This is a genomic window from Brevundimonas sp. UBA7506 (assembly GCF_002479495.1).
Lineage (GTDB): Bacteria > Pseudomonadota > Alphaproteobacteria > Caulobacterales > Caulobacteraceae > Brevundimonas.
Window position 1 is genome coordinate 100,352 of the sequence record NZ_DLNQ01000005.1, and the last position, 26,998, is coordinate 127,349.

The 26,998-nt window shown below is 68.4% G+C and carries 25 protein-coding genes; 12 read left to right on the forward strand and 13 right to left on the reverse strand.

The genetic code is table 11. The features are described 5' to 3' along the window. Positions 1–18: 18 nt before the first annotated feature. Entirely contained in the window at positions 19–1,224 is a 1,206-nt protein-coding gene (locus B3K53_RS02250; RefSeq protein ID WP_292082452.1) for a pyridoxal phosphate-dependent aminotransferase, read from the reverse strand. Between the two features lie 121 nt (positions 1,225–1,345). Here B3K53_RS02250 and B3K53_RS02255 point away from each other — a divergent pair, with 121 nt between their 5' ends. The 7 genes from B3K53_RS02255 (at position 1,346) to B3K53_RS02285 (ending at position 8,922) form a co-directional block, all read left to right on the forward strand. After that, on the forward strand, positions 1,346–2,059 hold the full coding sequence (locus B3K53_RS02255; RefSeq protein WP_292082453.1) for a TVP38/TMEM64 family protein: 714 nt from the start codon (positions 1,346–1,348) through the stop codon (positions 2,057–2,059). Positions 2,060–2,391: 332 nt separating this feature from the next. Beyond that, positions 2,392–3,432 (forward strand): rod shape-determining protein, encoded by a 1,041-nt coding sequence (locus B3K53_RS02260; RefSeq protein ID WP_292082454.1) that lies wholly within the window; start codon positions 2,392–2,394, stop codon positions 3,430–3,432. Between the two features lie 116 nt (positions 3,433–3,548). After that, on the forward strand, positions 3,549–4,742 hold the full coding sequence (gene mreC, locus B3K53_RS02265) for a rod shape-determining protein MreC (RefSeq protein ID WP_292082455.1): 1,194 nt from the start codon (positions 3,549–3,551) through the stop codon (positions 4,740–4,742). Then, positions 4,739–5,257, forward strand: a complete 519-nt coding sequence (locus B3K53_RS02270; RefSeq protein WP_292082456.1) for a hypothetical protein — start codon at positions 4,739–4,741, stop codon at positions 5,255–5,257. Before mreC ends, B3K53_RS02270 begins: the two co-directional genes overlap by 4 nt. After that, positions 5,254–7,260, forward strand: coding sequence for a penicillin-binding protein 2 (gene mrdA, locus B3K53_RS02275; RefSeq protein WP_292082457.1), 2,007 nt, complete (start codon positions 5,254–5,256; stop codon positions 7,258–7,260). Before B3K53_RS02270 ends, mrdA begins: the two co-directional genes overlap by 4 nt. Further along, positions 7,257–8,414 (forward strand): rod shape-determining protein RodA, encoded by a 1,158-nt coding sequence (rodA, locus tag B3K53_RS02280; RefSeq protein WP_292082458.1) that lies wholly within the window; start codon positions 7,257–7,259, stop codon positions 8,412–8,414. Before mrdA ends, rodA begins: the two co-directional genes overlap by 4 nt. 28 nt (positions 8,415–8,442) lie before the next feature. Beyond that, entirely contained in the window at positions 8,443–8,922 is a 480-nt protein-coding gene (locus tag B3K53_RS02285) for a DUF6173 family protein (protein ID WP_292082459.1), read from the forward strand. 156 nt (positions 8,923–9,078) lie between these two features. Here the strand turns inward: B3K53_RS02285 and pip are convergent, their stop codons facing one another. Together pip and B3K53_RS02295 are read right to left on the reverse strand one after the other, a co-directional pair. Beyond that, entirely contained in the window at positions 9,079–10,053 is a 975-nt protein-coding gene (gene pip / locus B3K53_RS02290; RefSeq protein ID WP_292082460.1) for a prolyl aminopeptidase, read from the reverse strand. A gap of 31 nt (positions 10,054–10,084) precedes the next feature. Next, a complete protein-coding gene (locus B3K53_RS02295) occupies positions 10,085–10,456 on the reverse strand; it encodes a DUF423 domain-containing protein (protein WP_292082461.1) in 372 nt (123 codons plus the stop codon). A gap of 49 nt (positions 10,457–10,505) precedes the next feature. Here B3K53_RS02295 and B3K53_RS02300 point away from each other — a divergent pair, with 49 nt between their 5' ends. Beyond that, a complete protein-coding gene (locus tag B3K53_RS02300) occupies positions 10,506–11,666 on the forward strand; it encodes an MFS transporter (RefSeq protein ID WP_292082462.1) in 1,161 nt (386 codons plus the stop codon). On the opposite strand, the gene B3K53_RS02305 is transcribed toward B3K53_RS02300, so the two are convergent. From B3K53_RS02305 to B3K53_RS02315, 3 genes are all read right to left on the reverse strand, one after another. After that, positions 11,663–12,256 (reverse strand): hypothetical protein, encoded by a 594-nt coding sequence (locus B3K53_RS02305; RefSeq protein WP_292083352.1) that lies wholly within the window; start codon positions 12,254–12,256, stop codon positions 11,663–11,665. The two genes, B3K53_RS02300 and B3K53_RS02305, sit on opposite strands and share 4 nt — an antisense overlap. 116 nt (positions 12,257–12,372) lie before the next feature. After that, entirely contained in the window at positions 12,373–14,943 is a 2,571-nt protein-coding gene (locus tag B3K53_RS02310) for a tipN (protein WP_292082463.1), read from the reverse strand. A gap of 148 nt (positions 14,944–15,091) precedes the next feature. Then, the gene (locus B3K53_RS02315; RefSeq protein WP_292082464.1) at positions 15,092–15,274 is read right to left on the reverse strand and encodes a hypothetical protein; all 183 of its coding nucleotides are present in this window, start codon (positions 15,272–15,274) and stop codon (positions 15,092–15,094) included. Positions 15,275–15,429: 155 nt separating this feature from the next. Here B3K53_RS02315 and B3K53_RS02320 point away from each other — a divergent pair, with 155 nt between their 5' ends. Then, positions 15,430–16,902, forward strand: coding sequence for a phospholipase D-like domain-containing protein (locus B3K53_RS02320; protein WP_292082465.1), 1,473 nt, complete (start codon positions 15,430–15,432; stop codon positions 16,900–16,902). Here the strand turns inward: B3K53_RS02320 and B3K53_RS02325 are convergent. The 5 genes from B3K53_RS02325 to folD form a co-directional block, all read right to left on the reverse strand. Further along, positions 16,887–17,627, reverse strand: a complete 741-nt coding sequence (locus B3K53_RS02325) for an endonuclease/exonuclease/phosphatase family protein (RefSeq protein ID WP_292082466.1) — start codon at positions 17,625–17,627, stop codon at positions 16,887–16,889. The two genes, B3K53_RS02320 and B3K53_RS02325, sit on opposite strands and share 16 nt — an antisense overlap. A gap of 44 nt (positions 17,628–17,671) precedes the next feature. Then, on the reverse strand, positions 17,672–18,376 hold the full coding sequence (locus B3K53_RS02330; RefSeq protein WP_292082467.1) for a TPM domain-containing protein: 705 nt from the start codon (positions 18,374–18,376) through the stop codon (positions 17,672–17,674). Continuing rightward, positions 18,370–19,218 carry a TPM domain-containing protein gene (locus tag B3K53_RS02335; protein WP_292082469.1) on the reverse strand — a complete coding sequence of 283 codons (849 nt, stop codon included), beginning with the start codon at positions 19,216–19,218 and terminating at the stop codon, positions 18,370–18,372. Before B3K53_RS02335 ends, B3K53_RS02330 begins: the two co-directional genes overlap by 7 nt. 10 nt (positions 19,219–19,228) lie before the next feature. Beyond that, the gene (locus tag B3K53_RS02340) at positions 19,229–19,939 is read right to left on the reverse strand and encodes a LemA family protein (RefSeq protein WP_292082470.1); all 711 of its coding nucleotides are present in this window, start codon (positions 19,937–19,939) and stop codon (positions 19,229–19,231) included. A 96-nt stretch (positions 19,940–20,035) separates the two neighbouring features. Further along, entirely contained in the window at positions 20,036–20,959 is a 924-nt protein-coding gene (gene folD / locus B3K53_RS02345; protein ID WP_292082471.1) for a bifunctional methylenetetrahydrofolate dehydrogenase/methenyltetrahydrofolate cyclohydrolase FolD, read from the reverse strand. Positions 20,960–21,053: 94 nt separating this feature from the next. On the opposite strand from folD, the gene B3K53_RS02350 reads away from it, so the two are divergent. From B3K53_RS02350 to B3K53_RS02360, 3 genes are all read left to right on the forward strand, one after another. After that, the gene (locus tag B3K53_RS02350) at positions 21,054–22,889 is read left to right on the forward strand and encodes a PPC domain-containing protein (protein WP_292082472.1); all 1,836 of its coding nucleotides are present in this window, start codon (positions 21,054–21,056) and stop codon (positions 22,887–22,889) included. A 19-nt stretch (positions 22,890–22,908) separates the two neighbouring features. After that, positions 22,909–23,940: a type 2 isopentenyl-diphosphate Delta-isomerase gene (gene fni / locus B3K53_RS02355; RefSeq protein WP_292082473.1), complete on the forward strand. Its 1,032-nt coding sequence runs from the start codon at positions 22,909–22,911 to the stop codon at positions 23,938–23,940. Positions 23,941–24,001: 61 nt separating this feature from the next. Beyond that, the gene (locus B3K53_RS02360) at positions 24,002–24,763 is read left to right on the forward strand and encodes a peptidase (RefSeq protein ID WP_292082474.1); all 762 of its coding nucleotides are present in this window, start codon (positions 24,002–24,004) and stop codon (positions 24,761–24,763) included. A 22-nt stretch (positions 24,764–24,785) separates the two neighbouring features. Here B3K53_RS02360 and B3K53_RS02365 read toward each other — a convergent pair whose 3' ends face one another. Further along, entirely contained in the window at positions 24,786–25,265 is a 480-nt protein-coding gene (locus B3K53_RS02365) for a hypothetical protein (protein WP_292082475.1), read from the reverse strand. A gap of 198 nt (positions 25,266–25,463) precedes the next feature. Next, positions 25,464–26,996: a histidine ammonia-lyase gene (hutH, locus tag B3K53_RS02370; protein ID WP_292082476.1), complete on the reverse strand. Its 1,533-nt coding sequence runs from the start codon at positions 26,994–26,996 to the stop codon at positions 25,464–25,466. Positions 26,997–26,998: the final 2 nt, after the last annotated feature.

A 26,998-nucleotide genomic window follows, 5' to 3' on the forward strand; every position in this document is an offset into this window, starting at 1 on the left:
CCGCTCTATGAGGAATGCCTATTTCAGGCTGGCGCAGAACTTCTGGATACGGCGGCAGCCTTCTTCCAGCACGGCTTCCGAGGTGGCGTAGCTGATGCGGAAATAGGGGCTGAGGCCGAAGGCGGCGCCCTGGACCACGGCCACGCCTTCCTGGTTCAGCAGTTCGGCGGTGAAGACTTCGTCGTCGGTGATGACCACGCCGGCTTCCGTCGTTTTGCCGATCAGGCCCTCGATCGAGGGATAGACGTAGAAGGCGCCTTCGGGCGTGGGGCAACGCACGCCCGTCGCCTGGTTCAGCATGGACACCACCAGGTCGCGGCGCTTTTCGAAGGCGGCGGAACGCTCGGCCAGGAAGTCCTGCGGCCCGTTCAGGGCCTCGACGGCGGCCCACTGGCTGATGGACGAGGGGTTGGAGGTCGTCTGGCTGGCCACCTTGCGCATCAGGTCGATCAGCGGCTTGGGCCCGCCCGCATAGCCGATGCGCCAGCCGGTCATGGCATAGGCCTTGGACACGCCGTTGCAGGTCAGGGTGCGGTCGTAGAGGTCGGGCGCGACCTGGGCGATGGTGACGTATTCGAAGCCGCCATAAACGAGGTGCTCGTACATGTCGTCGGTCAGGATCCAGACCTGCGGGTGCTTGCGCAGCACCACGGCCAGGGCTTCCAGCTCGGAGCGGGTATAGGCGGCGCCGGTCGGGTTCGACGGCGAGTTGAGGATCAGCCACTTGGTGCGCGGCGTGATGGCGGCGTCCAGAACCTCGGGGCGCAGTTTGAAGCCGTCGGCTTCCTCGCCGATCACGGTGACCGGCTCGCCGCCCGCCAGCAGCACCATGTCCGGGTATGAAACCCAGTAGGGCGCCGGCACGATGACCTCGTCGCCGGGGTTCAGGGTGGCCACGAAGGCGTTGTAGATCACCGGCTTGCCGCCCGAGGCGACGTGGATCTGGTTAGCGGCGTAGGTCAGGCCGTTTTCGCGCGCGAACTTGGCGACGATGGCTGCCTTCAGTTCCGGCATGCCGTCGGCGTCAGTGTACTTGGTCTCGCCGCGGTTGATGGCCTCGATGGCGGCCGCCTTGATGTTGTCCGGGGTGTCGAAGTCCGGCTCGCCGGCGCCCAGGCCGATGACGTCGCGTCCCTGGCGTTTCAGCTCGCGCGCCTGAGCAGTCACGGCCAGGGTGGCCGAAGGCTTGACGCGGGCGAGGGAGGCGGACTGAAGGCTGGACATGTCTATCCCGTCTGGTGGATGTGGTGAGAGCCGGGGAGGCGAGGCTTGATACGCAACCCGGCGCGGGCGCACAACGTTTGTGCGTCCTGCGGACGATCAAAAGGCGATTTGGGCGAAATTTATGCGGCGGATCGTCGATTTTCTGCTGAATATGGAAGCCCAGCGGTGGCGAACCCTGCTGGTCAGCCTGCTGCTGCTGGCGGGAATCATCGCCCTGTTCGCCTTCGGCAAGGCTCACTTCACGCTCGGCGCCGAAGAGAAGCTGGAGGCCTGGCTGGCCGGATATCGCGTCGGGCCTTGGGGTCTGGTCGCGGCCATCATCGTCTTCACCCTGTCGGCCTTCCTGGGCGTGCCGCAGTTCATCCTGATCGCAGCCTGTGTGGTGGCCTTCGGACCGTGGTTTGGCTTTCTCTACAGCTGGATCGCCACCGTGGCCTCGGCGGCCGTCACCTACTGGCTGGGGCGCGGCCCCACGGCGCGGGCGCTGGAAAGGTTCGGCGGCGGAGTGACGGAACGGCTGCAGCGCTTCGTCGGACGCAACGCCTTTTCCGCCAGCTTCATCATTCGCAACGTGCCCTCGGCGCCCTTCATCGTCGTCAACATGGCGTTCGGCGCGGTGCGGGCGTCCTTCCCGGGCTATCTGGCGGGCTGCGCTCTGGGGGTTCTGCCCAAGACGGCCCTGGTCGCCTTCTTCGGCGGATCCTTCATGGCGGCGGTGTCCGGCGACGGGGTGTGGACCTCGCTGATCCTGGCGGGTGTCGCCGTCGTCTGGCTGGGGCTTATGCTGGCGGTACGCGAGATCGTGAAGCGTCGGGAGGCGGCGCGCGCGGACTGATACTGGCGCGAGGCGAGCCGCTTCTCGGCCGTTAGAGCGGCCTTTCGGCGTTCATCGAGCGGATCGTGTCCAGGACCCGAGGGCGCGACCGGCAAGCGGGGCCGAAAAAGCTTGAGCGGACAGGCTTTCAAGCCTTGCCGTGACAAGGCTGTGATCGACGAGTCATAGGCGCTTGCAATCGACGCGGCATGAGGGCAAACGGGCCTGTAGTCGGCCAGGCGAGGACGATCAGGACAGCGCTGTGCACACGGGTGCGCGGGGCAGGGGCGTCGCCAGAGCGGACGAACAAGACTCACGCCCTAGCAGGCCCGAACAAGCGGTAACCTACGCCCATGCTTTCACCCCTCTTCGGCATGATCTCCAACGACATCGCGATGGATCTGGGGACGGCCAACACCCTGATCTACATGCGTGGCAAGGGCATCGTCCTGAACGAGCCGTCGGTTGTCGCCCTGCGCAACGTCGGCGGCCGCAAGATCGTCCACGCCGTCGGCCTGGAAGCCAAGCAGATGCTGGGCCGCACGCCCGGCCACATGGAAGCCATCCGTCCGATGCGCGACGGGGTCATCGCCGACTTCGAAGTCGCCGAGGAGATGATCAAGCACTTCATCCGCAAGGTTCATAACCGCAAGGGCTTCGTGAACCCCAAGATGATCGTCTGCGTCCCCTCGGGCGCCACGGCCGTCGAGCGCCGCGCCATCAATGATTCCTGCTTGAACGCCTCGGCCCGCCGCGTCGGTCTGATCGACGAGCCCATGGCCGCCGCGATCGGCGCCGGCCTGCCGATCCACGAGCCGACCGGCTCCATGGTCGTCGATATCGGCGGCGGCACGACCGAAGTGGCCGTCCTGTCGCTGTCGGGCATCGTCTATTCGCGTTCGGTCCGCGTCGGCGGCGACATGATGGACGACGCCATCATCAGCTACATGCGCCGCAACCATAACCTGTTGATCGGTGAAACGACCGCCGAGCGCATCAAGAAGGACATCGGCACCGCCCGCATCCCGGCCGACGGCGAAGGCCTGTCGATTGAGGTCAAGGGCCGCGACCTGATGCAGGGCGTGCCGCGCGAAGTGAAGATGAGCGAGCGTCAGGCCGCCGAGGCCCTGGCCGAGCCGGTCTCGCAGATCGTCGAGGCCGTCAAGGTCGCGCTGGAAGCCACCCCGCCGGAACTGGCCGCCGACATTGCCGACAAGGGCATCATGCTGACGGGCGGCGGCGCCCTGCTGCGCGGTCTGGATGTCGAGATCCGCGATCATACCGGCCTGCCGGTCCAGGTCGCTGACGATCCGCTGTCCTGCGTCGCCATCGGCTGTGGCAAGGTGCTGGAGCACCCGTCGTGGATGAAGGGCGTCCTCGAGTCCTCGCTCTGAGGCTGATCAGCCTGTCGTAGGGACCAGGTTCTTCGGGAATCGGTTTTTGCGATAGGCTCTCACCATCGGCGGAGCAGACTTCGCCGGTCCCGGATCTCTAGGTAGGAAGGCTGGCCGTGGCGTTTCGCGACGGACCGTTCGAGAACATCAAGGTGCCGCTGGCCTGGACGGCGGCGGTCGTGGTCATTGTCGGCCTGATCGGCGCCGCCATGCTTCTGCTTGGCGACCGCCGGGGCGCTCAGGACGTTGACGGATACGCCCCCGCGCGGGCGGCTTTCGAGGCCGGCGCGGCTCCGGTCGGCGCCGGACTGTCCGCGCCCGTCCGTTGGACCGGCAACGTCGTTGACTACGTCAAGGGCTACTTCTTCGCCGTGTCGGAGAACCGGCGGCTGCGTCAGCAGGTGGTCGAGCTGAGCGCCTGGCGCGACGAGGCGCTGGCGCTGAAGAACATCAATGGCCGCTATGAACAGATGCTCGGCGTCAAGACCGAGCCGCCGATCCCCATGGTCACGGGCCTGGCCATCACCGACGCGCGCGGGCCCTTCGCCCGGTCGCGCCTGCTGAACATCGGCGCCGCCAAGGGCATCCGCGTCGGCAATCCGGTGTTGAGCGAGCACGGCCTGGTCGGCCGCATCATGGGCGTTTCGGGGGGCAACAGCCGTATGCTGCTGCTCACCGACGTGGCCTCGCGCACGCCGGTTCTGGTCGAGCGCACCGACGCTCGCGCCATGCTGACCGGCGACGGCAGCGGCAGCCCGCGTCTGGACTATGTGCGCGGCGCCGGGTCGATCAAGGAAGGCGACCGCATCATGACCTCGGGCGACGGCGGCGGTTTCCCGCGCGGCCTGCCCATCGGCGTGGCCGCCAAAGGCGTGGACGGGACCTGGCGGGTCAAGCTGTTCAGCGATCGCACCGCCATCGACTATGTTCGCGTCCTGTTGTTCCAGGATTTCGGTCAACTGGCCGACCAGAACGCTCTGAACGCGCCGCCGCTGGCCAGCCTGGCCGCCGCGCCGCCGCCGACCCCGGCCCAGGCCGCCGCCATCCAGGACGTGGCTACGCGCCGGGCCGCTGCAGCGGCGGCGACCGCTGAGCGCGTCCGCGCCGCCAACGCCGCGCCGCCGCCCGCCCCCGTAGCCGCTGCGCCGGCGCCGACGTCCACGGCTCCTGCGACGACGACCCGTCCCGCAGCTACCCGCCCGGCGACGCCCCAACCGCGTCCGGCCACGCCTCGGCCGACGGCGCCCGCGCCGGTTCAGCCCGCCGTCACGCCCGACGTCGCGGCGACCCCAGCGGGAGCGGCAGAGTGAGACGGGCGATCACGGTCCGCGTCGTCGGCCCGCTGCAATGGATCGTCTATCCGGCGCTGATCGCCATGGCGGCGACAGTGCTGTTGGCCGTTCCCTTCCGGCTGTTCGGTCTGAACCTGCCCGAGCCCGTCTTCCCCATCGTCCTCGCCTTCGCCTGGCCGCTGATCCGGCCCTCGATGCTGGCGCCGGCGGTCCTGTTCGGCCTGGGGCTGTTCCTGGATCTGTTCTGGGGCGCCCCCATGGGCCTTTGGGCGCTGAGCCTGATGGCCGTCTATGGCGCCGTCCTGCTGGCCTCAAACTTCATGGCGGGGCAGGCGACCATCGTCCTGTTCGCCCTTTACGCCGCCTCGACGGGCTTCGCCTTCTTGCTGGCCTACATCATCACTACCTTGAGCCTGGGGAATGCACCGAGCATCCTCGCGGTTCTGGGTCAGGTCGTGCCGACGCTGCTGCTCTTCCCTCTGGCCGATTGGTTGATCCAGCGGTTTGACGACGCCGACGTGCGGTTCCGATGAGCAGCGAACCTCATATCTTCTTTTCGGACGTCAATGAGCGGCAGGGGTCCTTCCTGCGGCGCACCTTCCTGCTGGGCGGGGGCATGGCGCTGGGGACGGTGGCCCTGGTCGGTCGCCTGGCGCAGTTGCAGATCGTCAAGGCCGAGGAATACGCCACCCTCGCCACCAACAACCAGTTCAACTTCCGCCTAGTCCCGCCGCCGCGCGGCCTGATCAAGGACCGCAACGGCGTGGTCGTGGCGGGAAACCGGCCCAGCTTCCGCGTCCTGGTCGTGCGTGACGAGACCAAGGATCTGGACCAGACCTTGGACCTGTTGGGTCAGTTGCTGCCGGACACCCTGGAGCGTCGCCGGACCTTGATCCGCGAGATCAACGCCGCCCCTCGCTTTTCGCCGGTGCCGGTCAAGGCCGACCTGACCTGGGAGGAGTTCTCCAAGGTCAATCTGCACGCGGCCGAACTTCCCGGCGTCATGGCCGACATGAACGAGGCCCGCTACTATCCGTTCGGCGGCGCTTACGCCCATGTGATCGGCTATGTGGCCAAGGTGTCGGACCGCGACGTCAAGGCGATCCGCGACAGGGGCGAACAGCCGCCCTCCATCCTGTTCAATCCGGGCTTTCGTATAGGTCGGCAGGGCATCGAGAAGGCCCTGGACACCGATCTGCGCGGCGAGGCCGGCGGCAAGCGGGTCGAGGTGGACGCGCGCGGCCGGGTCGTAGCCGAGGATGTCGCCGGGTCAAAGCCCCCTGTTCAGGGCGCCGAGGTCATGCTGACCCTGGACAACGACGTCCAGAACCGGGCGCTGGAAGTGTTCGGCGAGGAAGCCGGCAGTTGCGTCGTCATGGACGTGCGCAACGGCGACATCCTGGCCATGGTCTCGTCGCCGTCGTTCGATCCCAATCTGTTCGTGTCGGGCGTTCCGTCGAAGATCTATCGGGCGCTGGCCGACTATGAACGGCGGCCGCTGCTGGACAAGGCTCTGGGCGGCACCTTCGCGCCGGGCTCGACGTTCAAGCCGGTGGTGGGCCTGGCGGCGATGAAGCGGGGCTGGGACCCGAACCGCCGCGTGGTCTGCAACGGCAGCTTCTTCCTGGGACGTCGCTTCGCCTGCCTGGGACGGCACGGCGCGCTGGACATGCGCGGCGCCATCAAGGCTTCGTGCAACGTCTACTTCATGACCGTGGCGACCGAGTTCGGCCCCGACGCCATCGCCGAGACGGCGCGTGAAATGGGCTTTGGTCAGACCTTCGACATCGGCCTGACGGGACAGAAGGCGGGGCTGGTGCCGGACCGCGAATGGCGGCGGCGCAATCCCGTGCGCGGCGACGGCAAGTGGTATCCTGGCGAGACGCCCAGCTACGGCATTGGCCAAGGCGCCCTTAACGTCAACGCCCTGCAACTCGCGGTCTATACGGCCCGCATCGCCAATGGGCGAAAGGCGGTGACGCCGCGCCTGATCAAGTCGATCGGCGGCGTCGAGCAGACGGCCGGAACGGACTTCGGGGACCTGCCGTTCGACGCCGCCATGCTGCAGGTGCTGCGCGACGGCATGGAGGCGGTGACCGACGTGGGCGGCACCGGCTTCCGCAACAGCCAGCTGGGGCTGGGCGCCGTGCGCATGGCCGGCAAGACCGGCACGGCCCAGGCGCAGAACTACGGCGCGGGATCGCGCAAGGGGGCGGGGCGCCCCTGGGCCCAGAAGGACCACAATCTCTTCATCGCCTACGCCCCGACCGACAATCCCCGCTACGCCGTCTCCGTGATCGTGCAGCACGGCGGTTTGGGCGGAGGCACGGCCGGCGCGCCGCGCGCGCGTGAAGTGATGAAGGTGGCCCTGCTCAAAGACCCCGAGATCCGCGCCCGTATCGAACAGGCGGGCTTCGAAGCCCCCGAAGACGCCGGCGCTCGCGAGGCCGAGGCCCGCGGAGAGCCCGTTGACGGGCTGACGGTCGAGGCGCCGATCGTTGACCAAGCCGCCGCGCCGCCGGAGCCTGTACAGTGACCGCCTCCGCCCTGTCCCGTCCCGGTGAACGCGACCGGATCTCCAGCAAGCTGGCCGAACTGGACTGGCGGGTCATCGGCCTGCTGTGCGTCCTGGCCGGCATCGGCACGGCCATGCTGTATTCGATCGCCGGGGGCAGCTGGTCGCCATGGGCGTGGAAGCATCTGTTGCGCTTCGGCGTTCTGCTGGTCGCCATGATCGGCCTGGCCATGGTCCACCCGAAGTGGTGGTTCCACGCGGCCTATCCGGTTTACGGCGTCCTGCTGCTGCTGGTGCTGATGATCGAGTTCACACCGCTGGGTTATACGGCGGGCGGCGCCAAGAACTGGCTGAACCTGGGCTTCATCCGTATCCAGCCCGCCGAGTTCGTCAAGATCGGCCTGGTTCTGGCCTTGGCGCGCTGGTACCACGGCCACTCGGCCCAGGACGCGCGCTGGTCGTGGAAGCTGCTGATCCCGGCGGGCATGATCGGCGTACCCTTCCTGCTGGTGGCCAAGCAGCCGGACCTGGGCTCGGCCATGGTGATCGGCCTGACCGGCGCGGCCGTCATGTTCATGGCGGGACTGAGCTGGCGGGTCATCGCGGCGGGCGCCGCGGCGGCCGTGGCGATCATTCCGCCCTTCGTCATGTTCGTCATGCACGACTATCAGCGCAACCGGGTCCTGACCTTCCTGAACCCCGAGGCCGATCCCTCGGGCACGGGCTACAACATCATCCAGTCCAAGATCGCCCTGGGCTCGGGCGGGCTGCTGGGCAAGGGCTACGGCCTGGGCAGCCAGAGCCAGCTGGAGTTCCTGCCGGAACGCCACACCGACTTCATCTTCTCGACCGTGTCCGAGGAGTTCGGCTTCCTCGGCTCCTTTACCGTTCTGGCCTGCTATCTGGCGTTGATCCTGATCTCGCTGCGGATCGCTTCGCTGTCGCACAGCCATTTCGGCCGGATCAGCGCGGCGGGCATGACCGCCTTTCTGGCCATCTTCATCCTGATCAACGGAGCCATGGTGATGGGCCTGGCGCCGGTCGTGGGCGTGCCCATGCCGCTGCTGTCCTATGGCGGTTCGACCATGATGACGGTGATGATCGGCTTCGGCCTGATCCTGTCGACCCACGTGCACCGCTATGTCGAACTGCCGAAGGGGCAAGGACTGTTCTGATTGCGGTTTCAGGCGTTAGGCTGAAGCCATGACCGACAAAGCACCCGAACCCGACGCTATCCCTAAAGCCGATCCCTCGATGTTCTCGGACTGTGGCGACACGCCCTGTCCGCAGCCGGTCATGGCCGATCCCAAGAACGAGGCGGCTGCCCTGGCCGAGGGCGTGAGGATGCGCAACAATCCGGCCGAATGGGCCTTTGTGCGCCTGTCCAAGCTGATCGAGGAGTTCGAAGCCAAGCTGGACAAGGACGAGGAGATCGGCGCCCGCGTGGTCGGCCTGCCGGGCGAAGGCACGATGCAGATCGTCGATGTCGGTTTCTGGGGCCCGGACCTTATCATCTTCTTCGGGCGCAACGCCGACGGCAAGCCGGTGCGCCTGATCCAGCACTACACCCAGCTCAATGTGGTGCTGGCTGCGATCAAGAAGCCCGAGGAGCGCGAGGCCCGCCGCATCGGCTTCCAGCTGAATGAAATGGTGATGAAGACCAACCCGCAGCCGGCCGCATAGAACCGTCATCCCGGCCCAGCGGCGCAAGCCGCGCCGAGCCGGGACCGCCAAGGACGCGGCGGTTTGCCGTTAGCCGAGGTCAGGCGGCTGTGCTTCCGGCGCTCCCGGATAAGGGCTGCGCCCTTTCCGGGATGACGAGGGAGGCGGTGCGACGATCTAAAGCGTCGCCGCCCAGTCCGTGCCCTTGATCAGGCTGTCGATGATGCCCGGCTCGCTGGAGGCGTGGCCGGCGTCGCCGACGATGTCCAGCTTGGCCTCGGGCCAGGCGCGATGCAGGGCCCAGGCGCCCGAGATCGGCGTCACCACGTCAAAGCGCCCTTGCGCGATCCAGCAGGGGATGTGGCGGATGGTGTCGATGTTCTCGAGAATCCAGTGCTCGCTGTCGAAGAAGCCGCCGTTGGTGAAGTACCAGTTCTCGATCCGGGCGAAGGCCACGGCGAACTCGGGCTCGGCGAACTTGTCCGGCTTGCCCGAGGGGCCCTGGACGCTGACGGTTTCGCCTTCCCAGCTGGACCATGCCACGGCGCAGCGATTGCGCTCGGCGATGTCGTCGCCCAGCAGGCGCTTGTTGTAAGCGGCCATCAGGTCGCCGCGCTCGGCCTCGGGGATGGGGGCGACGAAGCGTTCCCAGGCGTCGGGGAAGATCATCGAGGCGCCATCCTGATAGAACCAGTGCAGCTCCTTCTTGGTCAGCAGGAAGATGCCGCGCAGGACCAGGGCCCGGCAGCGGTCCGGGTGCTTGATGGCATAGGTCATCGACAGGGTCGACCCCCACGAGCCGCCAAAGACGACCCATTTGTCGATGCCCAGCATCTCACGCAGGCGCTCGATGTCGGCGACCAGGTCCCAGGTGGTGTTGTTTTCCAGCGAGGCGTTGGGCCGCGACAGGCCGCAGCCACGCTGGTCGAACATGACGATGCGGTACTTGGCCGGATCGAAGTAGCGGCGCATCCCCGGATTGACCGCCCCGCCGGGGCCGCCGTGCAGGACGATGACCGGCACGCCGTGCGGGTTGCCGCTTTCCTCGTAATAGATCTCGTGGACGCTGTCGGTCTGCATCCAACCCGAGGCATTGGCTTCCAACTCGGGATAGAGGTCGCGGCGGGGGGTGTCGGTCAAGGGAAACGCCATGTCAGAAATGAGGGGTTTTCAGATTGGCCGGTCAGGCGTTGACGATGTGTGAGCGGAACGCCGCGATCGCCAGCACGATCCATCCGCCGATCATCAGGGTTCCGCCGATCGGAGCGACCATGCCCATGGCGGGCAGGCTGAGCAGGCCGATCATGGCCAGGGCCAGACTGAAGATCAGCCCGCCGCTCGCCGCCAGCCAGCCGGCGATCCGCGCGATCTTGCCGCCCGCGGTCCAGGTCGCGCAGACGACCGCCAGAACGGCGTGGACCATCTGATACTGGGCGCCCGTGGTCAGCAGGCTCTTGACCGCCGGACCGGCGCCGTGGGCGGCGAAGGCGCCGAGCGCCACGGCCATGGCCCCGTTGAAGGCGGCGAAGACAAGCAGGTTGCGGTCATGGCTCATGCCTAATGTCTAGACCACAACTTTACCGGAGTCTGCTATCGCAGCAGCGATGAAGTCCGCCCCGCGCATGGCCCTGCAATACGTCCTGCTGTTCGCCGCCAGCGGCGTGACCCTGCCGTTCGCCGGCCTGTGGTTTCGCGAGCAGGGGCTGAGCGGGGCCGAGATCGGCGCCCTGCTGGCCATCCCCATGCTGGGACGGGTCGTGACCGGCCCGCTGCTGGCGGTCTGGGCGGACGGGTTCAGATACAGGCGCACGCCGATCGCCCTGCTGGGGCTGGCCATGGCCCTGGGCTACGGGGGGGCGGGCCTGGTGCAGGGTTTCGCCGCCTGGGCGGTTTGCTGGTTCGTTGGAGCCACGGCGGCGGCGGCCCTGATCCCGCTCAGCGACGTCATGACCTTGCGGGTGGCCAAACGCGAGGGCTTCGACTTCTCCCTGCCGCGCGGCTGCGGCTCGGCGGCCTTCGTGGTCGCCAATATCGGCATGGGGGCCCTGCTGACGCGCACCTCGCCCGACGTGGTCATCATCTGGATTGCGACGGCGGCGGTTCTGATCGCAGCAACGGCGTGGCGCGTCCTGCCGGCCGAGTCGGTCACGGATGGTCCCCGCTTGCCGGGGCTGGAACGCTTCAAGGGATTGGGGCGGCTGGTCGTTGACCCTGTCTTCATGGCTGCGGTCTTCGCCATCGGCGCGGTGCAGGCGGCGCACGCCTTCTACTACGGCTTCTCGGCCATAGCCTGGAAGGCGCAGGGCATTGCCGAGAGCATGACCGGCCTGCTGTGGGCCTTTTCCGTTCTGGTCGAGATCGGCTTCATGTGGGTGGTCGAGCCGTGGCGACGGCGCGCCGGGATCGGACCGTGGCTCATGCTGTCCATCGGCGCGGGGGCGGCGGTCGTGCGCTGGACGTTGATGGCCTTCGCGCCGCCGCTGTGGGCGCTGTGGCCGTTGCAGACCCTGCACGCGTTCAGCTTCGCCGCCACCTATCTGGCCGGGGTGCAGATCGTTGAGCGCCTTTCTCCGCCGGACGATCATACAGCGGCGCAGACGCTGGGCTCCGTACTGTCGGCAGGACTGCTGATCGGCCTGGCGACGGCGGTGTCTGGGCCCCTGTATGACGCTTTCGGCCTCAAGGGTTATCTGGCCATGGCCGGGTTGGCGGCGAGCGGAGGGCTGGCCGGCGTGGTCGTGCAGATGCGACTGAGGAAGGCCTAGGCGGCGCTGGGACGGGGCAGGGGCGCCAGGTGACGCGCGATGGCCGAGGCCGCGGTCTTGACCGCCAATTGCACCTTGGCGTTGGTGACATCGGACGGCGCGCGGATCAGGCCGATGGCGGGCGAGGCCGGGCCGTCCGGCAGGTCGTTCAGAATGCGATAGAGGATATAGCTGCCCGCATCCTCTTCGGCGTCCGAGGCGGCCACGGCGTTTAGTCCCGCTGCGCTCAGGTCACGGACGATCTCGGCGGTCGGAGCAGTGGCGCGGGCCACGCCGGGGCCGGTGTGATCCAGCCGGTCGGCCCCGTCCAGACGTCGGTTTTCGGCCCGCATCTGCACGCGGAAGACGCCGGTGTGGGCGGTTCGCCCAACCAGAAGGAGGGCGCCGCATTCGCCCTTGGCCAGCAGGTCGCTGAGTTGGGCGGCCAGGGCGTCTGCCTCGGCCGAGCCGGCAACGGGCAGGGTGCGGGCGCCGATCGGGTTCCAGGGATCGCCCGACAGGTCCTCGACCGGGTCCCAGGCCGTGAAGCTCGGGTCCCAGGCGCAGATGGCGATAGCGGGGCGCCGATCAGGGCGAAGCCCGTTGTCCATATCCAGCAAGGAGTCCACCCTGTGTGACACTAACGCGACAGCGGCCGGAACGGTGCGGTCAAACCCGGCGGAAGGTCAAGCCCGCCGGGGCAAAATGTGACAGCTTTGCGGCAAGCTTAGCCGAGGTCGCCGATGGCGGCGTCCAGCAGCATGAAGGCGCGGCCCTCGTCGGTCGCCAGTCGCGCCTGCACGTCGTGGGCGTCGCCGCGGCGCGCCTGATCCTGCATTTCCAGACCGAAGGCGCGGACATAGGCGTCGGCGTCGGCGCGCAGTTCGGCGTCGGCCAGAATGCGGCGCGAGACGCTGCGCACGGCGGCGGGGGCGACGCGGCGCACGATCTGGCGGGCCCGGTCGGGGTCTTGTGCGGCCAGGGCGCGGGCGGCTTCCTCGATGCGGGCGCGCGGCAGCAGCGCATTGGGATCGACCCCCATGCGGCGTATGGCGGCGGTGATGCGGTCGGCGAGGGCGGCGGCGTCGACCGGCGCCGCGACAGGCGCGTCCAGCTCCAGCGGCGCTTCATAGGCCTCCTGATCGTAATCCTTGGCCAGATCGTTCCAGTCCAGGGCCTCGTCCTTGGCGGGCGTCGGCGCGGGCGGCGCGGCCGGGGGTTCGTCGCCGGTCGGCTCCAGCCGCAGGCGGCCGCGCAGGCCGAAGCCGCGCTCCTTGGGCTCAGGCTTGGGTTCGGGCTTCGGCTCAATCGGGCGCGGCTTGTAGCGCGGCGTTTCCGGCGCGGCCGCGGACAGCAGGGGCTCGCGGCGGCGGCTTGCCGGCGTGTCGCCCGACACTACGCCCATGACGCGGACGGCCTCGGTCAGCATCTCGTAGTTGCGGCGCACGCGGTCCTGGAAACCCGACTCCAGGGCCTCGGTGTCCTCAGCGGCCTTGCGCGAGGCGGCGGACAGGGCCGACAGGCCGCTCTCGACCGAGGCCCGCACGGCGTTGACGCGGGCGGCGGCTTCTTCCGGCAGGCGGCTGGCGCGGTCGTCCATTTCGGCGACGACGGTTTCGACCTGGGCCAGAGCGGCGGTCATGCGCTCCAGCGTGCCCTCCAGCCGCTCGATGACCTTCTCGCCGGTCAGATCGACCATGTCGGCGGTCTGGTTGACGATCTTGCGGGCGCCGTCGATGCGGGCCTCGGCGGCTTCGTCGGCCTTCTGGGCGGCGTCGAACAGGGATTCGCCCAAGCGATCAGCGCGAATCTGGGCCTGTTCGATGGCGGCGGTGGCGGCGGCGCGCTGCTCCTCGGCGGTGGCCTGCAGGGCCGAGAGGGCGCGGCGGGTTTCCTCGACCAGAAGATCGCGGGCCTCGGCGGCCAGGGCCTCAAAGCGGTCCAACGCCAGCTTGGTGGCGTGGTCGAAGCCGTCGGCCTCGCGCTGCGACAGGTCCACCAGGGCGCGGAACTGATCGGTCACGGCCTCGACCTGGGCCTTCAGGGCGTCGCTGACGTCGCCGCTGGTCTGGGTCAGCTCGCCGGCGGCGCTGCGGGTCAGGGACAACTGCTCAGTGAACTGGGCGCGTTGGCTCTCGATCTGGGCCGAGAAGTCTTCCTGATCGGTGCGCAGGGCGTAGGCGGCGGTGACCAGCGACGCGCGCTGCTGACTTAAGCCTTCCTCGACCGACTGGATCTGCTCGGCGACGCCGGTTCCGGCGGTTTCCAGACGCAGGGTCTGGCGGGCCAGGTCGTCGGCGGCGGCGCGAGCGGCGTCCTGGGCCTCGCCGGCGGCGGCGGCCAGATCGGCGGCGCGAGCGGCCAAGGCGGCCTCGGCCTCGCGCAGTTGGGTCTGGGCCAGGTCAGAGGCGTCGACCACCATGCGCGACTGGCGCTCGACGGCGTCGATGACGCCGGTCGCCTGGCTGTCCAGTTGCACGCCGAGGGCGCCCATCTGTTCGCGCTCGCGGCCCAACTGGTCGGCCAGACGTCGGGCGGTGCGGCCGGCGCTCTCGGCGGCCTCGTTCAGGCGGACGGTTTCCTGAGCCAGGGCCTCGCGCAGCAGGGCCATGTCGTTGCGGGCGCGTTCGGCGGCCAGGGCCGCCTGATCTATGTCGCCGCGCAGGCTGGTCAGAACCTGACCCGTCTGATGGGCGGCCAGGGCGGTCGGTCCGACCAGGGACTCGGCCATGTCACGCGCGCGACGGGTCTCAGCCGCCAGATTGGCGCCTTGACGCACGGCGTGGGCCAGCATGATGGCGAGGCCCGCAGGGGCGAGAGCGATCAGGGCGTAGACGGCCAGCCGCAGCGGCTCCAACTGTACCGCGCCCGATCCGAACTCATAGGCGAACCAGGAGGCCACGCCGCCGATCCAGAGGGCCGAGGCCAGGCCGGCGATCATATAGGCGTTGCCGCCGGGGCGCGCGGCGGCGGAGCGGCGGCTCGAAGTGGTGGTGATAGGGGCGGGGTGCGACGTGTCATCGACGACGGCGGGGGGCGCATCGGCCGAAATGGACAGTTCGGGCTGGGCGTGCAGCGCGGCGGCGCGCTCCTCGGCCAGACGCTGCTCCTCGAGCAGGCGGCGACGACGACGCTCGGACATGGGGCGTTCGGGCTCGAGCGTCCGCTCGAGTTCCAGCGAGTCGTCGGCAGCGAGCGCCGAATCCTCTTCGGACGTCACAAAGGGACTGGACTCGTCGTGACCCTCGCCCGGTTCCGGGTCGGAGAGGTTGAGCGGCGGCCGATGGCTGGACTTCATGGGGCGTCGATCTCGATCACTATTCGCCGGATACGCGGCGAGGGCGCGCGGAGGGATTGAACCCTAGCGGCTGGATCCGGTCGCGCAAAGGCTCGGACGCAGGGATTCAACGGGAAGATCGGGGATGATCGCCGCTGAAACGGCCGTATCAGCAGTCGCTGGGCGCGGCGACGGTGATGGCGGCGGCGGGCTTGTCCTTGCTGCAGTCCTGCACGCGCTGGATCTCACGATCAGCGTTGCGCGGGGCGTGCAAATCGACGCCGAACTGCGACAACGCCGCCGCAGCGAGCATCGCAATCAGGCCAGCCAGCATTTCCAGCAGCATTTGCATGGTCGGCGTTATGACAGACGCAGGGCCGTATTACAATGAGGCGGCAATATGAAGCGGAGCCATTGACCGGCGGTCGTGGAACGAAAATCGTGGCAGCGTCACTGTAACATCGGACGCTGGGCGGATCGTCACGCGAATCAGACAGCTAAGGCCGCATGCACGACCAGGGCGACACTTATGAAGGCAGCCTGCTCGATCCCGGGCGCGACTGCTGGCGCGTGGCGACAGCCAGCCGTTTCACACCGCTGATGGAGAATAACGCCTACTTCGACGCCCTGGCTTCGGCCTTGCAAAAGGCGACGACCTCCATCGTCGTCCTGGGTTGGCAGTTCGACCCGAGGACGCGGCTGGACCCTGAATCCCCGCTGACTGACCGGCGCGGCGAGATCGGCCATCAGTTGCGGATGCTGGTGCGCGAAAAGCCTGATCTGGACGTGCGGCTGCTGATCTGGAAGTCGCCGTTGCTGATCGCCGCATCCCAGGGCTTCTATCCGCACAAGGCCCAGCGCTGGTTCCGCAAGCGCACGGTGGAATTCCGCCTCGACAGCCCCGGCATCCTTGGGGCTTGCCACCATCAGAAGGTGATCGTCATCGACGACAGGGTGGCCTTTTGCGGCGGCGGGGACATCGCCACGGACCGCTGGGACACCGCCGAGCATCTCGACAACGACCCGCGCCGCTGCCAGCCGTCCGGCCTGTTCAGCGCCCCCCGGCACGAGGTCATGTGCGTCATGGACGGGCCGGCGGCCAAGGCTCTGGGCGATCTGGCGCGGGAGCGCTGGTATCGAGCCACCTGGGAACGAACCCTGCCGGACGTGGTCGAGAGCGACCCCTGGCCGGACGGCGTGGAGCCGAGCCTGATCGACGTGCCTGTCGGCATCGCACGCACCGAGCCGCGCGTTCGAGGGCGGCCCCAGGTGCGCGAGAACGAGGCCCTGCATCTGGAATCGATCCGCAGGGCGAAGCGGCTGATCTATCTCGAGAACCAGTATTTCACCTCGCCCGTCATCGCCGCCGCTCTCGCTGAACGGCTGGCCGAGCCGGACGGGCCGGAGGTGGTGCTGGTCTCGACCGGGCGTAGTCCCAGCTGGTTCGACAGTCTGACGATGGACACGGCCCGCGCAGAGGTCCTGTACCGGCTGGAGCAGGCGGATCAATACAACCGTTTCTTCGCCTTCAGTCCGCGCACCATCGAGGGCGATCGGATCATCGTCCACGCCAAGATGTCGGTCATCGACGATCGCTTGCTGCGGATCGGCTCGACCAATCTGAACAACCGCTCGCAGGGCCTGGATACCGAATGCGACGTGGCCGCCGAGCCGACGACGGAGGAGGGGCGCGAGGCGATCCGTCGCTTCCGCCAGCAATCCATCGGCCATTTTCTCGGTATATCGGGCGAGGACTTCGCCCATGCCGAGGCGGTCATGGGTTCGGTCGGGCAGGCGGTCCAGACCTTCGGCGCGGATCGGATGACGGTGCTGGGCTCGGACCCGCCCAGCAAGGCCCAGCGGATGATCGCCGAATGGCAGCTGGGTGATCCCGGCTCGTCGACGGATGCGTGGCGGCCCTGGAAGCGATTGAATCGCTCGCAGCGTCCCCGCCTCAAGGGGCCTCAAACGCCGGGCTGAAACTCGAAGTCGATCGCCAGCGGCAGATGGTCCGAAGCGGCCCGCGCCAGCGGGTGCAGGGGCGTCGTCGCGCCCGTCACCCGGATCTCAGGGCTGACGAAGCAGTGGTCGATGCGGATGGCCGGGAAGCTGGAGGGGAAGGTCTTCACCGAAGGCTTCAATCCCAGTTCGCGCTGGGCGTCGGCCAGCCGTCGTGTCAGGGCGTGATAGGGGCGGGTGATCGAGGTGGCGTTGAAGTCGCCGGTCAGGATCGTCGGGCCCTTGCAGGCCGGATCGCCCAGCCAGTCCCGTCCGACCAGGGCCGCCGCCTGCAGCCTCTGCTCGCGCGGCACCAGACCCAGGTGGGTGTTGAAGACGTTCAGGATGGTTCCGTCGAAGTCGATGGCCGACCACAGGGCGCCGCGCGGCTCCAGGCCTCGCAGATTGGGCAGGGTCGGCAGGGCGGCGGCGCGGATCAGCCGCTCTGGTCGCGCCGTCAGGATGGCGTCGCCGTACAGCTCGGCCTCAATGGTCATGGCCGGATGGAAGCGGAAGCCCATCGAAAGCCGCTCGGCGATGGCGTGGGCCTGATCGACGCCGTTGGTGCGGGCGCGGCCGACGTCCAGTTCCTGCAGGCAGACGATGTCCGGCTCGAGTTCGGCGATGACGGCGGCGATGCGCGCCACGTCCAGCTTGCGATCGACGCCGACGCAGCGGTGCACATTATAGGTGACGAGTCTGGGCATGGGTCCTTATCGGCGCGGTCGATCCCGCAGCCTGTCTATACGGCCTAGATGACAACCAGACGGTCGGGGACCTCGTTGATATCAGCGGCTCGCGGCGGAAACTGTTCCGCCAGAACCTGACCGCACAGGGCGATGGCCTTTTGCATGCCTTCGACCGGTTGATCGCGGCGCAGACCCTGGGTCAGGGCCGCGACGGCGTCGGCCCAGACCTCGGGGCTGACGCAGGCGTGGATGCCCTCGTCAGCGATGACCTCGACCTGATGATCAGCCAGGGCGGCGAAGATCAGCACCCCGGTCCGCGCCTGGGTGACGTGCAGGCCGTGGGCCAGGAACTGCTGCATGGCGGCGCGGCGCACGCGGGTGCGGCGCAAGGCGACGGGGGTGAGCAGCCGGCGCACGGCGGGGATGAGGCTCAGCAGGAAGACGCCGACGAAGACCGCCGCTTGCACCAAAGCATAGGCCGCCAGAGCCTGTCCGATCTCGGCCTCGCGCGCGGCGGCGTGGGCCGCCTGCCAGTCGGCGCTGCCCAGGCCCGCCAGATTGGGCAGCCAGTGAGCCCCGAAGCCCAGGGGGATCAGGCCGAGCGGCAGCAACAGGGCCGCCGCCGCCGCCCAGGCCAGGCTGACGTCGCGATAGGAGGACACCTGCCGCGCCACGACGCAGAAGATCTCGCCCGAGGTGTTCTCCTCGGCGCGTGCGATGGCCTCGGCGACGCGGGCGTGGTCGTCGGTCGTGAACTGCATCACCATCCCCCCGAGGCGCCGCCGCCGCCAAAGCCGCCGCCGCCTCCGCCAAATCCGCCGCCACCGAAGCCGCCACCGCCGCCCCAGCCGCCGCGTCCGCCCCCGCGACCCTGGTTCTTCAGCGCCTCGCTGGCGGCCCAGATCAGGATGGGGGTCAGGCCGTCGCCCTTGCCGTGACGTCTGCGACCGCCCGCCGCCGCCCCGACCAGGCTGATGAACAGGAAGAAGAAGATCAGGAAGATGATCAGGGCCGGCAGGATCGGCTTCGCGCGCTCGCTGGCCGCGCTCTTGGCCTCGGCCGCGCGGGCCTGGGCCTCGGCGGGATCGGCGGTCAGCTGGGCGATGATGGCGTCGGTCCCGGCGATGATGCCGGCGGCGTAGTCGCCCTGTCGGAAGGCGGGCAGGATGTCGTTGCGGATGATCAGCGAGGAGTAGGCGTCGGTCAGGACGCCTTCCAGCCCGTATCCGACCTCGATGCGCACCTTGCGCTCGTTCGGCGCGACGATCAGCAGGGCGCCGCCGTCGTTTTCCTTCTGGCCGATGCCCCAGTGACGACCCAGCTGATAGCCGAAGTCCTCGATCTCCTGATCCTGCAGCGAGGGCAGGGTGACGACGACCAGTTGATCGCCGGTCTGCTGTTCCAGCGCGGCCAGCTTGCCGGTCAGGGCCTGTTCCTGTTCCGGGCTCAGCAGTTGGGCGTTATCGACCACCCGTCCGGTCAGGGCCGGGAACTTGATCTCGGCGGCGAAGGCGGGCAGCGCCGCCCAGAACAGGACAAGGCCGAGCAGCAGCGCGGGGATCAGGCCCGACGCTCGTTTGTCCCTCACGGCGAGGGCGGAAGGGGTCATGTCAGGCGGATCAGGCCGCCGGAGCGGCAGCCGGCGCCGCTGCGGGCGGCGTCGAACCGGGCGCGGCCCCCGGCGCGGTCGCGGGCGCGCCGCCGCCCGGCTGGGCGCCTGGAACGCCGAGGTTGAAGTTCACGCTTGGCGCGCTCTGGGCCTCGGCGGTGGCGGTGAACAACTGCATGGGCTTGGAGCCGCCATGCAGGGTCTTGGCCCAGATCACGGTCGGGAAGGTGCGCAAGGACGTGTTGTAGTCGCGGACCGCCTCATTGTAGTCGCGGCGCGCCACGGCGATGCGGTTCTCGGTGCCTTCCAATTGCGACTGCAGGGTCAGGAAGTTCTGATTGGCCTGCAGCTGGGGGTAGGCCTCGACCGTCACCAACAGGCGCGACAGGGCGGACGACAGCTCGCCCTGAGCCTGTTGATACTGCTGGAAGGCGGCCGCGTTATCGAGGTTGGAGGCGTCGATGTTGACGCTGGTGGCCTTGGCACGGGCCTCGATCACCTGGGTCAGGGTGGTGCGTTCCTGAATGGCCGCGCCCTGAACCGTAGCAACCAGATTCGGCACCAGGTCCGAACGGCGCTGATACTGGCTCTGGACATCGGCCCAGGCCGCCTCGGCCCGTTCCTGCTTGGTCGGAATGGTGTTGTAGCCGCAGCCCGCCACGGCGGGGGTCAGGACGACGACGGCGGCGACAGCCGCGAGACGGGGCGAGAATCCAGCCATGAGATATGTCCTCTGGGGCGGTCGGCAGGACCGCTGATCCGGTAAAGACTATCGGGGCCGAAAGGCTCCGCTTCAAGGCTGGATTTTTCGAGACGTTTAGCTGTTCAGGTCTTCGGGCGTCACGCCTGCGGCTCGGCAGGCGGCGGTGTAGGTGTTGGCCAGCAGGCAGGCGATGGTCATGGGGCCGACGCCGCCCGGGACGGGGGTGATGCGCCCGGCGACCTCGACCGCCTCGTCGAAGGCCACGTCGCCGACCACGCGGGTCTTGCCCTCGGCGGCCTTGACCGGGTCCTTCGAGGGGACGCGGTTGATGCCCACGTCGATGACGGTGGCGCCCGGCTTGATCCAGTCGCCCTTGATCATCTCGGGGCGGCCCACGGCGGCCACCAGAATGTCGGCGGTGCGGCACAGGGCGGGCAGGTCGCGGGTGCGCGAGTGGGCGATGGTGACGGTGCAGCTTTCGCCGAGCAGCAGCTGCGCCATCGGCTTGCCGACGATGTTGGAGCGACCGACGATGACGGCGTTCAGGCCCGACAGATCGCCCAGTTGGTCCTTCAGCATCATCAGGCTGCCCAGCGGGGTGCAGGGGATCATGCCCGGGAGGCCGACGGCCAGACGCCCGACGTTGACGACGTGGAAGCCGTCCACGTCCTTGTCCGGGTCGATGGCGGCCAGGACGGCGGCCGAATCGATATGCCTGGGCAGGGGCAGTTGCACCAGAATGCCGTGGATGCCCGCGTCGGCGTTAAGCGCCGCGATCAGCGCCAGAAGCTCGGCCTGCGTGGTCGTGTCCGGCAGGCGGTGGGTGTCCGACCGCATCCCCGCCTTCAGCGTCGTTTCGCCCTTGTTGCGGACATAAAGCTGGCTGGCGGGATCTTCGCCGACGATGACCACGGCCAGGCCTGGCTTGACCCCGTGAGCCGCTTCCAGGCGCGCGGCGGCCGCGGCCACGCGCTCGACCAGGGTCTGCGAGAAGGCCTTGCCGTCGATGAGCGAGGCGCGGGCGGGTTCGTCAGCCATGATCGGCTCCAAGGGCTTGGGAACGTGAAAGCGTGGGCGCGATTTACAGCCGCTGCGGTTCGGCGTCTATGATAGCGCCAGCAAAGAGGTTTTCATGCGTCATTCTCAGTTCGCGGCCCTGTTCGGGGCGGTCAGCGCCATCGCCCTGCTGTCGTCCGGCTCCGTTTTCGCCCAGAGCGCGACGGACATCCGCATCGGCGCCGAGGTTCGCGGACGACTGGAAGAAGGGGATGCGCGAACCCGGGGCAGCGACGCCTACCGCTATGACGACTACCGGGTGCAGCTTCGTGCAGGACAGCGTCTGCAGGCCGAACTGCGCAGCAGCGACTTCGATTCCTTCCTGGCGATTTACGCGGAGGGCCGCACCTCGGACGAGCCGCTGGCGACCGACGACGACGGCGCCGGCAGCGGAATGAACGCTCGCCTGCGCTTCACGGCCGAGAGTGACGGGGTTTATATTGTTCGCGCACGGCCCTATTCGGGTCTGGAGACCGGGGGGTACACCCTGGCGCTAAGCGAGCGCGTGGCGCCGCGTCAGCCGCGTCCCGGCCGGATTTCCGTCGGCGGAGACGTTTCGGGCCGCCTCACCAACGGCGACGCCGAAGACGAGGATGGAAACACCTTCGACGCCTACGCCTTCCGCGCAAACGCCGGGGATCGGGTGGCGATCCTGTTGGAAGCGGATGACTTCGACCCGCTGGTACGCATCGGCCGCATGGTCGGCGGCTCCTTCGTCAAGCTGGCCGAGAACGATGACGGCGCGGGCAAGGGGTTGAACTCCTACCTGGTCTTCACCGCGCCTCAGGCCGGCGAATATGTGATCCAGGCATCATCGGTCAGCAGCGGCGCGGAGGGCGACTATCGCCTGTCGCTGGAGCAGGGGCCGCCCGCCCCCGAGGCGCGCAGCATCGCCATCGGCGAAGAGGTCAGCGGTCGTCTGGACGACGACAGCGCCCAGAGCGATGCCGGCGCGCCTGCTGACCTGTACCGCTTCACCGGTCGCGCGGGCCAACGCGTGGCGATCAGCCTGAAGGCCGACGATTTCGACAGCTTCCTGGAACTGTTCGACGCCAATCACAACAGCCTGGCCACCGACGACGACAGCGGCGGCGAACTGAACGCCCGCCTGACCTTTGTTCTGCCTGACGACGGCGACTATCTGATCGAGGCGCGCGGCTTCTCGGACGCCACGGGCAGCTACGATCTGAAACTGGAAGAGGTGGCGCCGCCGCCGTCGCCGACCGCCATCAGTTTCGGTCAGACGGTTCAGGGCGACCTGAAGGAAGGCGGCGCGGTCGACGATGAAGGTCGTCTCTATGACAGCTACGCCTTCAGCGGGACCGAGGGCCAGCGCGTTCAGGCCATCATGCGCTCGGGCGATTTCGACGCCCTGCTGCAGGTCGGCAAGGCGGGCGACGAATTCGAGGAACTCGCCTCTGACGACGACGGCCTGCGTCAGGGCACGGACGCCCGCCTGACCTTCACCCTGCCGGAAGACGGCGACTATGTGATCCGCGCTCTGCCCTATTCCAGCAGCGGCAAGGGGCTCTATTCGCTGGAGTTCGCCGACCGTGGGCCCGAACCGGGCGCGGGCAGCCTGCTGGTCGGATCGACGGCGCGCGGCAGCCTGACCGACAACGACGCCATGAATGACGAGGGCGTTTCTTTCGACGCCTACACCTTCAAGGCCAAGGCGGACGAGAAGCTGCGTTTCACCATGATCTCAGCCGCTTTCGACGCTTTCGTCGAGGTGGGCGAGGACAAGGACGGCGACTTCCGCAGTCTGGCTGAGGACGACGACAGCCTGTCGGACACCCACGCCCGGCTGGATTGGACCGCGCCGCGCGACGGGACCTATGTCGTGCGCGCCCGCAGCTTCGCCGCCGCCTCGACTGGCGATTACGTGCTGACGGTCGAGCGCCAGCCCTGAGGCTGACGGGGAGGCCGCGATGAGCGACGATCTGATCCTGGGCCGCAAGGACCAGCACCTCGACGTGGTGCTGTCCGGCGGCGGGCGTCACGCCCTGGCAAGCGGCTTCGACGACTGGCGCTTCGTGCATGAGGCCTTGCCGGATCTGGACCACGCCAAGATCGACCTCGGCGCCGACTTGCTCGGGCGGCGTCTGCAGGCGCCCCTGCTGATCAGCGCCATGACCGGCGGACCGGCTCGCGCCGAGGCCATCAACGCCCGTCTGGCCGAGGCGGCTCAGCATCTGGGCATCGCCCTGGCCGTCGGCTCGCAGCGGGCGGCCATCGAGGGCGGGGCGAGCGGCGGACTGGATCGGTCCTTGCGTGACCGGGCGCCCGACACGCCGATTCTGGCCAATATCGGCGCGGCCCAGTTGACGCGCGGCTTTGGCGTCGATCAGGCGAGGCGGGCGTTGGACATGATCGGGGCCGACGCCCTGGTGGTGCATCTGAATCCGCTGCAAGAGGCCTGTCAGCCCGAGGGTGACCGAGACTGGTGGGGCGTGGGCGCAGCCCTTCAGGCCCTGATCCGCGATCTGGACGCGCCGGTCATCGTCAAGGAGACGGGGGCAGGCATTTCCGCCGTCACCGCCCAGCGCCTGATCGCCATGGGAGCAGCGGGGATCGACGTGGCGGGGGCCGGGGGCACCAACTGGGGGCTGATCGAGGGCGAGCGCGCCACTGATGCGGCGGACAAGGCCCACGCCGCCGCCTTCGCCGCCTGGGGCATCCCCAGCGCCCGCGCCATCGCCGAGGCCCGCAACGCCTTGCCCGAGGCCCTGATCATCGGCTCGGGCGGCGTCCGCGACGGCGTCGACGTCGCCAAGGCCGTCCGCCTGGGCGCCGACGTGGTCGGCATGGCCTCGGGCGTCATTCAGGCGGCGACTGAGTCGACCGAGGCGGTGGTCGCCCACTTCCAGACCGTGATCCGGCAGCTGCGCACGGTCTGCTTCTGCACCAACGCCGCCAGCGTAGCGGCGCTGAAACGCGTTCCCTTGTTAAGTGTAAAATAAATCAAGTGTTTAGGCGCTCGGGTTAGGGCGCTGTTTCGGACCCCACGGAGACTCCCCCTCTATGCGCACCCTTCTGATGACGACCGTTCTGGTCTCGGCTCTGGCCGTCGCCGGCGCCGCCTCGGCCCAGAGCACCATCCGCCCCGGCCAGACCATACAGGGCAACTTCACCGCCAAGGACGCCCGCATGGGCGACGGCTCGCACTACCGTTGCTACGTCGTTCAGACCAACCCGGACGAGGCCTATACGGTCACGCTCAGCTCGTCGGACTTCGACACCTATCTGTCGGCCGGCGCGGGGGCGGACTGCGACGACACCTCGATCACCAACGACGACGGCCCCGACATGGGCACCAACTCGCAGCTGCGTTTCGCCTCGAGCGGCGGCCTGTGGATCATCAAGGCCAATACCCTGAGCGAGGGCGAGACCGGCCGCTATGAACTGCGCGTCTCAGCGGGCGAGCGCATCCGACCGACGACCCAGGTGCTGCCGATCTCGGTCGGTGAAAGCCGCTCGGGGCGTCTGGAGTTCAGTGACCGTCGCGCCGACGACGGCTCCTTCTACGACTGCTACGCCCTGACCATCTCGCGTGCGGGTCAGGTCGCCCTCCGTCTCGATTCCGGCGACTTCGACGCCTACCTTGGCCTCTATGAAGGGCCGCAGTGCGACGGCGACTCCCTGGCCACCGACGACGACAGCGGCGGCGGCACCAGCGCCCAGATCGTCCAGACCCTGCGTCCGGGAACCTATTCGATCCGCGCCAATACGCTCGGATCATCGGAAGAGGGCGACTACACCCTCAGCGTCACCTCGCGCCGTTGATGACGCGGCGGCCTCGACCGTTCTAGTCGAGGCCGCCTTCGTCCCGGATGGCCGTGTCGGCGGCTGCGATCTGGGTTGGCGAGCGATCGTCCTCCCGCGTTTGAGCCGGTAGCGGCTGGTCGAAGCCGAAGCTGTAGTCGTGAGGCTCGAGTTGGATCGGTGCGGGGCGCAAGGTCCACACTAGCCCGCCTGTACGCTCGAGCGGCGGCTCCTCTACGGGAGGCGGGTCGGACCAACCCGCTTCGAGATAGGCGTATTCTGCATCGAGCACTGCGGGCGGCCGTAGCCGCTCCGGGTCATGAACATAGTCATCCCGCAGGTCGCCGACGGCCAGGGCAGTAGGGGGTGGAAGGTCCGGTTCTTGGGGCGCGACCACCTCGATATGCATGGCGGCGCCGACAACGTCGCGGTGGGCGATGGCCGTGGAGTTCCACGCCGCCCAACCCCCGGCTCCCAGCGTCATGATGCCGAGCGCCAGCCCGCTCAGAGCGACGACCTTCATTCAGAAGCCTCCCGTCAGCGCGACCAAAGCACCGCGCACGTCCTCAACGGGTCAGAGGCGGCTGAGGTTCACGCCGGAGTTTCTGCGGCCTTGCCAAGGGGGAGATGAAGAGGCGTCGTCCAGGCTCAGGCGCGCCATCAAGGGGAGTGTGCAAGCCCCGCACACGTCTGTCGTCGATGTGCGGGGCTTGGCCGATATCTACGCCGAGGGCAGCAGGTCGCCGGCGAAGGCCCGATAACGACCGGCCCGCACCCCGTCCGTGGCCCGGGCGATGTCCGGCGCGAAGTAGCGGTCAGCGGAGTAGGGTTCGGCCGCCTCGCGCACGATAGCGTAGGTCTGTTCCAGTTCCGGCGACGAGGTCAGCGGACGACGGAAGTCGATGCCTTGCGCGGCGGCCAGCAGTTCGATGCCGACGACGGTCGCCGTATTGGCGGCCATGTCCAACAGGCGGCGCGCGCCATGGGTGGCCATGGACACGTGGTCTTCCTGATTGGCGCTGGTGGGCACGGTGTCGATGACGCAGGGGTGGGCCACCATGCGGTTCTCGGCCACCAGGGCCGCCGCCGTCACCTGGGCGATCATGAAGCCCGAGTTCACGCCGCTGTCCTTGACCAGGAAGGCGGGCAGGTCGGTCATCTTGGGATCGACCAGGATGGAGGTGCGGCGCTCACTGATGTTGCCGATCTCGCACAGGACCATGGCGATCTGATCTGCTGCATAAGCAACAGGTTCCGCATGGAAGTTGCCGCCCGAGATGACGTCGCCGTCTTCGATGAAGACCAGCGGATTGTCGGTCACGGCGTTGGCTTCACGCTCCAGCATGGCGGCGGCGTTGCGCAGCACGTCCAGGGTCGCGCCCATGACCTGAGGCTGGCAGCGCAGCGAGTAGGGATCCTGCACCTTGGCGCAGTCGTGGCGGTGGCTGTCGCGGATGGCGCTGCCGGTCAGCAGTTCGCGCAGGCGGCGGGCCACGTCGATCTGACCCGGCTGGCCGCGCAGGGCGTGGATGCGATGGTCGAACGGGGCGTCCGATCCCAGAAGCGCATCGACCGACAGGCTGCCGGCGGCGATGGCGGCGGCGAAGACGTCCTCGGCCGCGAACAGACCGGCCAGGGCCAGGGCCGTCGAGCATTGGGTGCCGTTCAGCAGGGCCAGACCCTCCTTGGGGCCCAGAACGACCGGCTTCAGCCCGGCCTTGGCCAGGGCGGTCACGGCGTCCAGCGTCTGACCCTGATAGCGGGCCTCGCCGACGCCGATTAGGACGCAGCTCATATGGGCCAGCGGGGCCAGATCGCCCGAGGCGCCGACCGAACCCTTGGACGGGATCAGCGGCAGGACGCCCGCATTGACCATGCCGATCAGGGTCTCCAGCGTATGCCGACGCACGCCCGAGGCGCCCTTGGACAGGCTGGCGATCTTCAGCACCATCAGCAGACGGGTGACGTTCTCGTCCAGCGGCGCACCGACGCCGCAGGCGTGGCTGAGCACCAGGTTCTTCTGAAGGGTTTCAAGGTCTTCCGTCGCAATGCTGGTGTTGGCCAGCAGGCCGAAGCCGGTGTTGATGCCATAGACCGTGCGGCCCTCGGCCAGGATGGCGGCGACGACCGCCGCCCCCTTTTCGACATTGGCCCAGGCGGCGTCGGTCAGGCTGACGGCGACCGGGCCGTTCAGGGCGGCGCGAAGCTGGGCGAGGGTGAGCGGCGCGGCGCCGATTTCGATGGTGGTGGTCATAG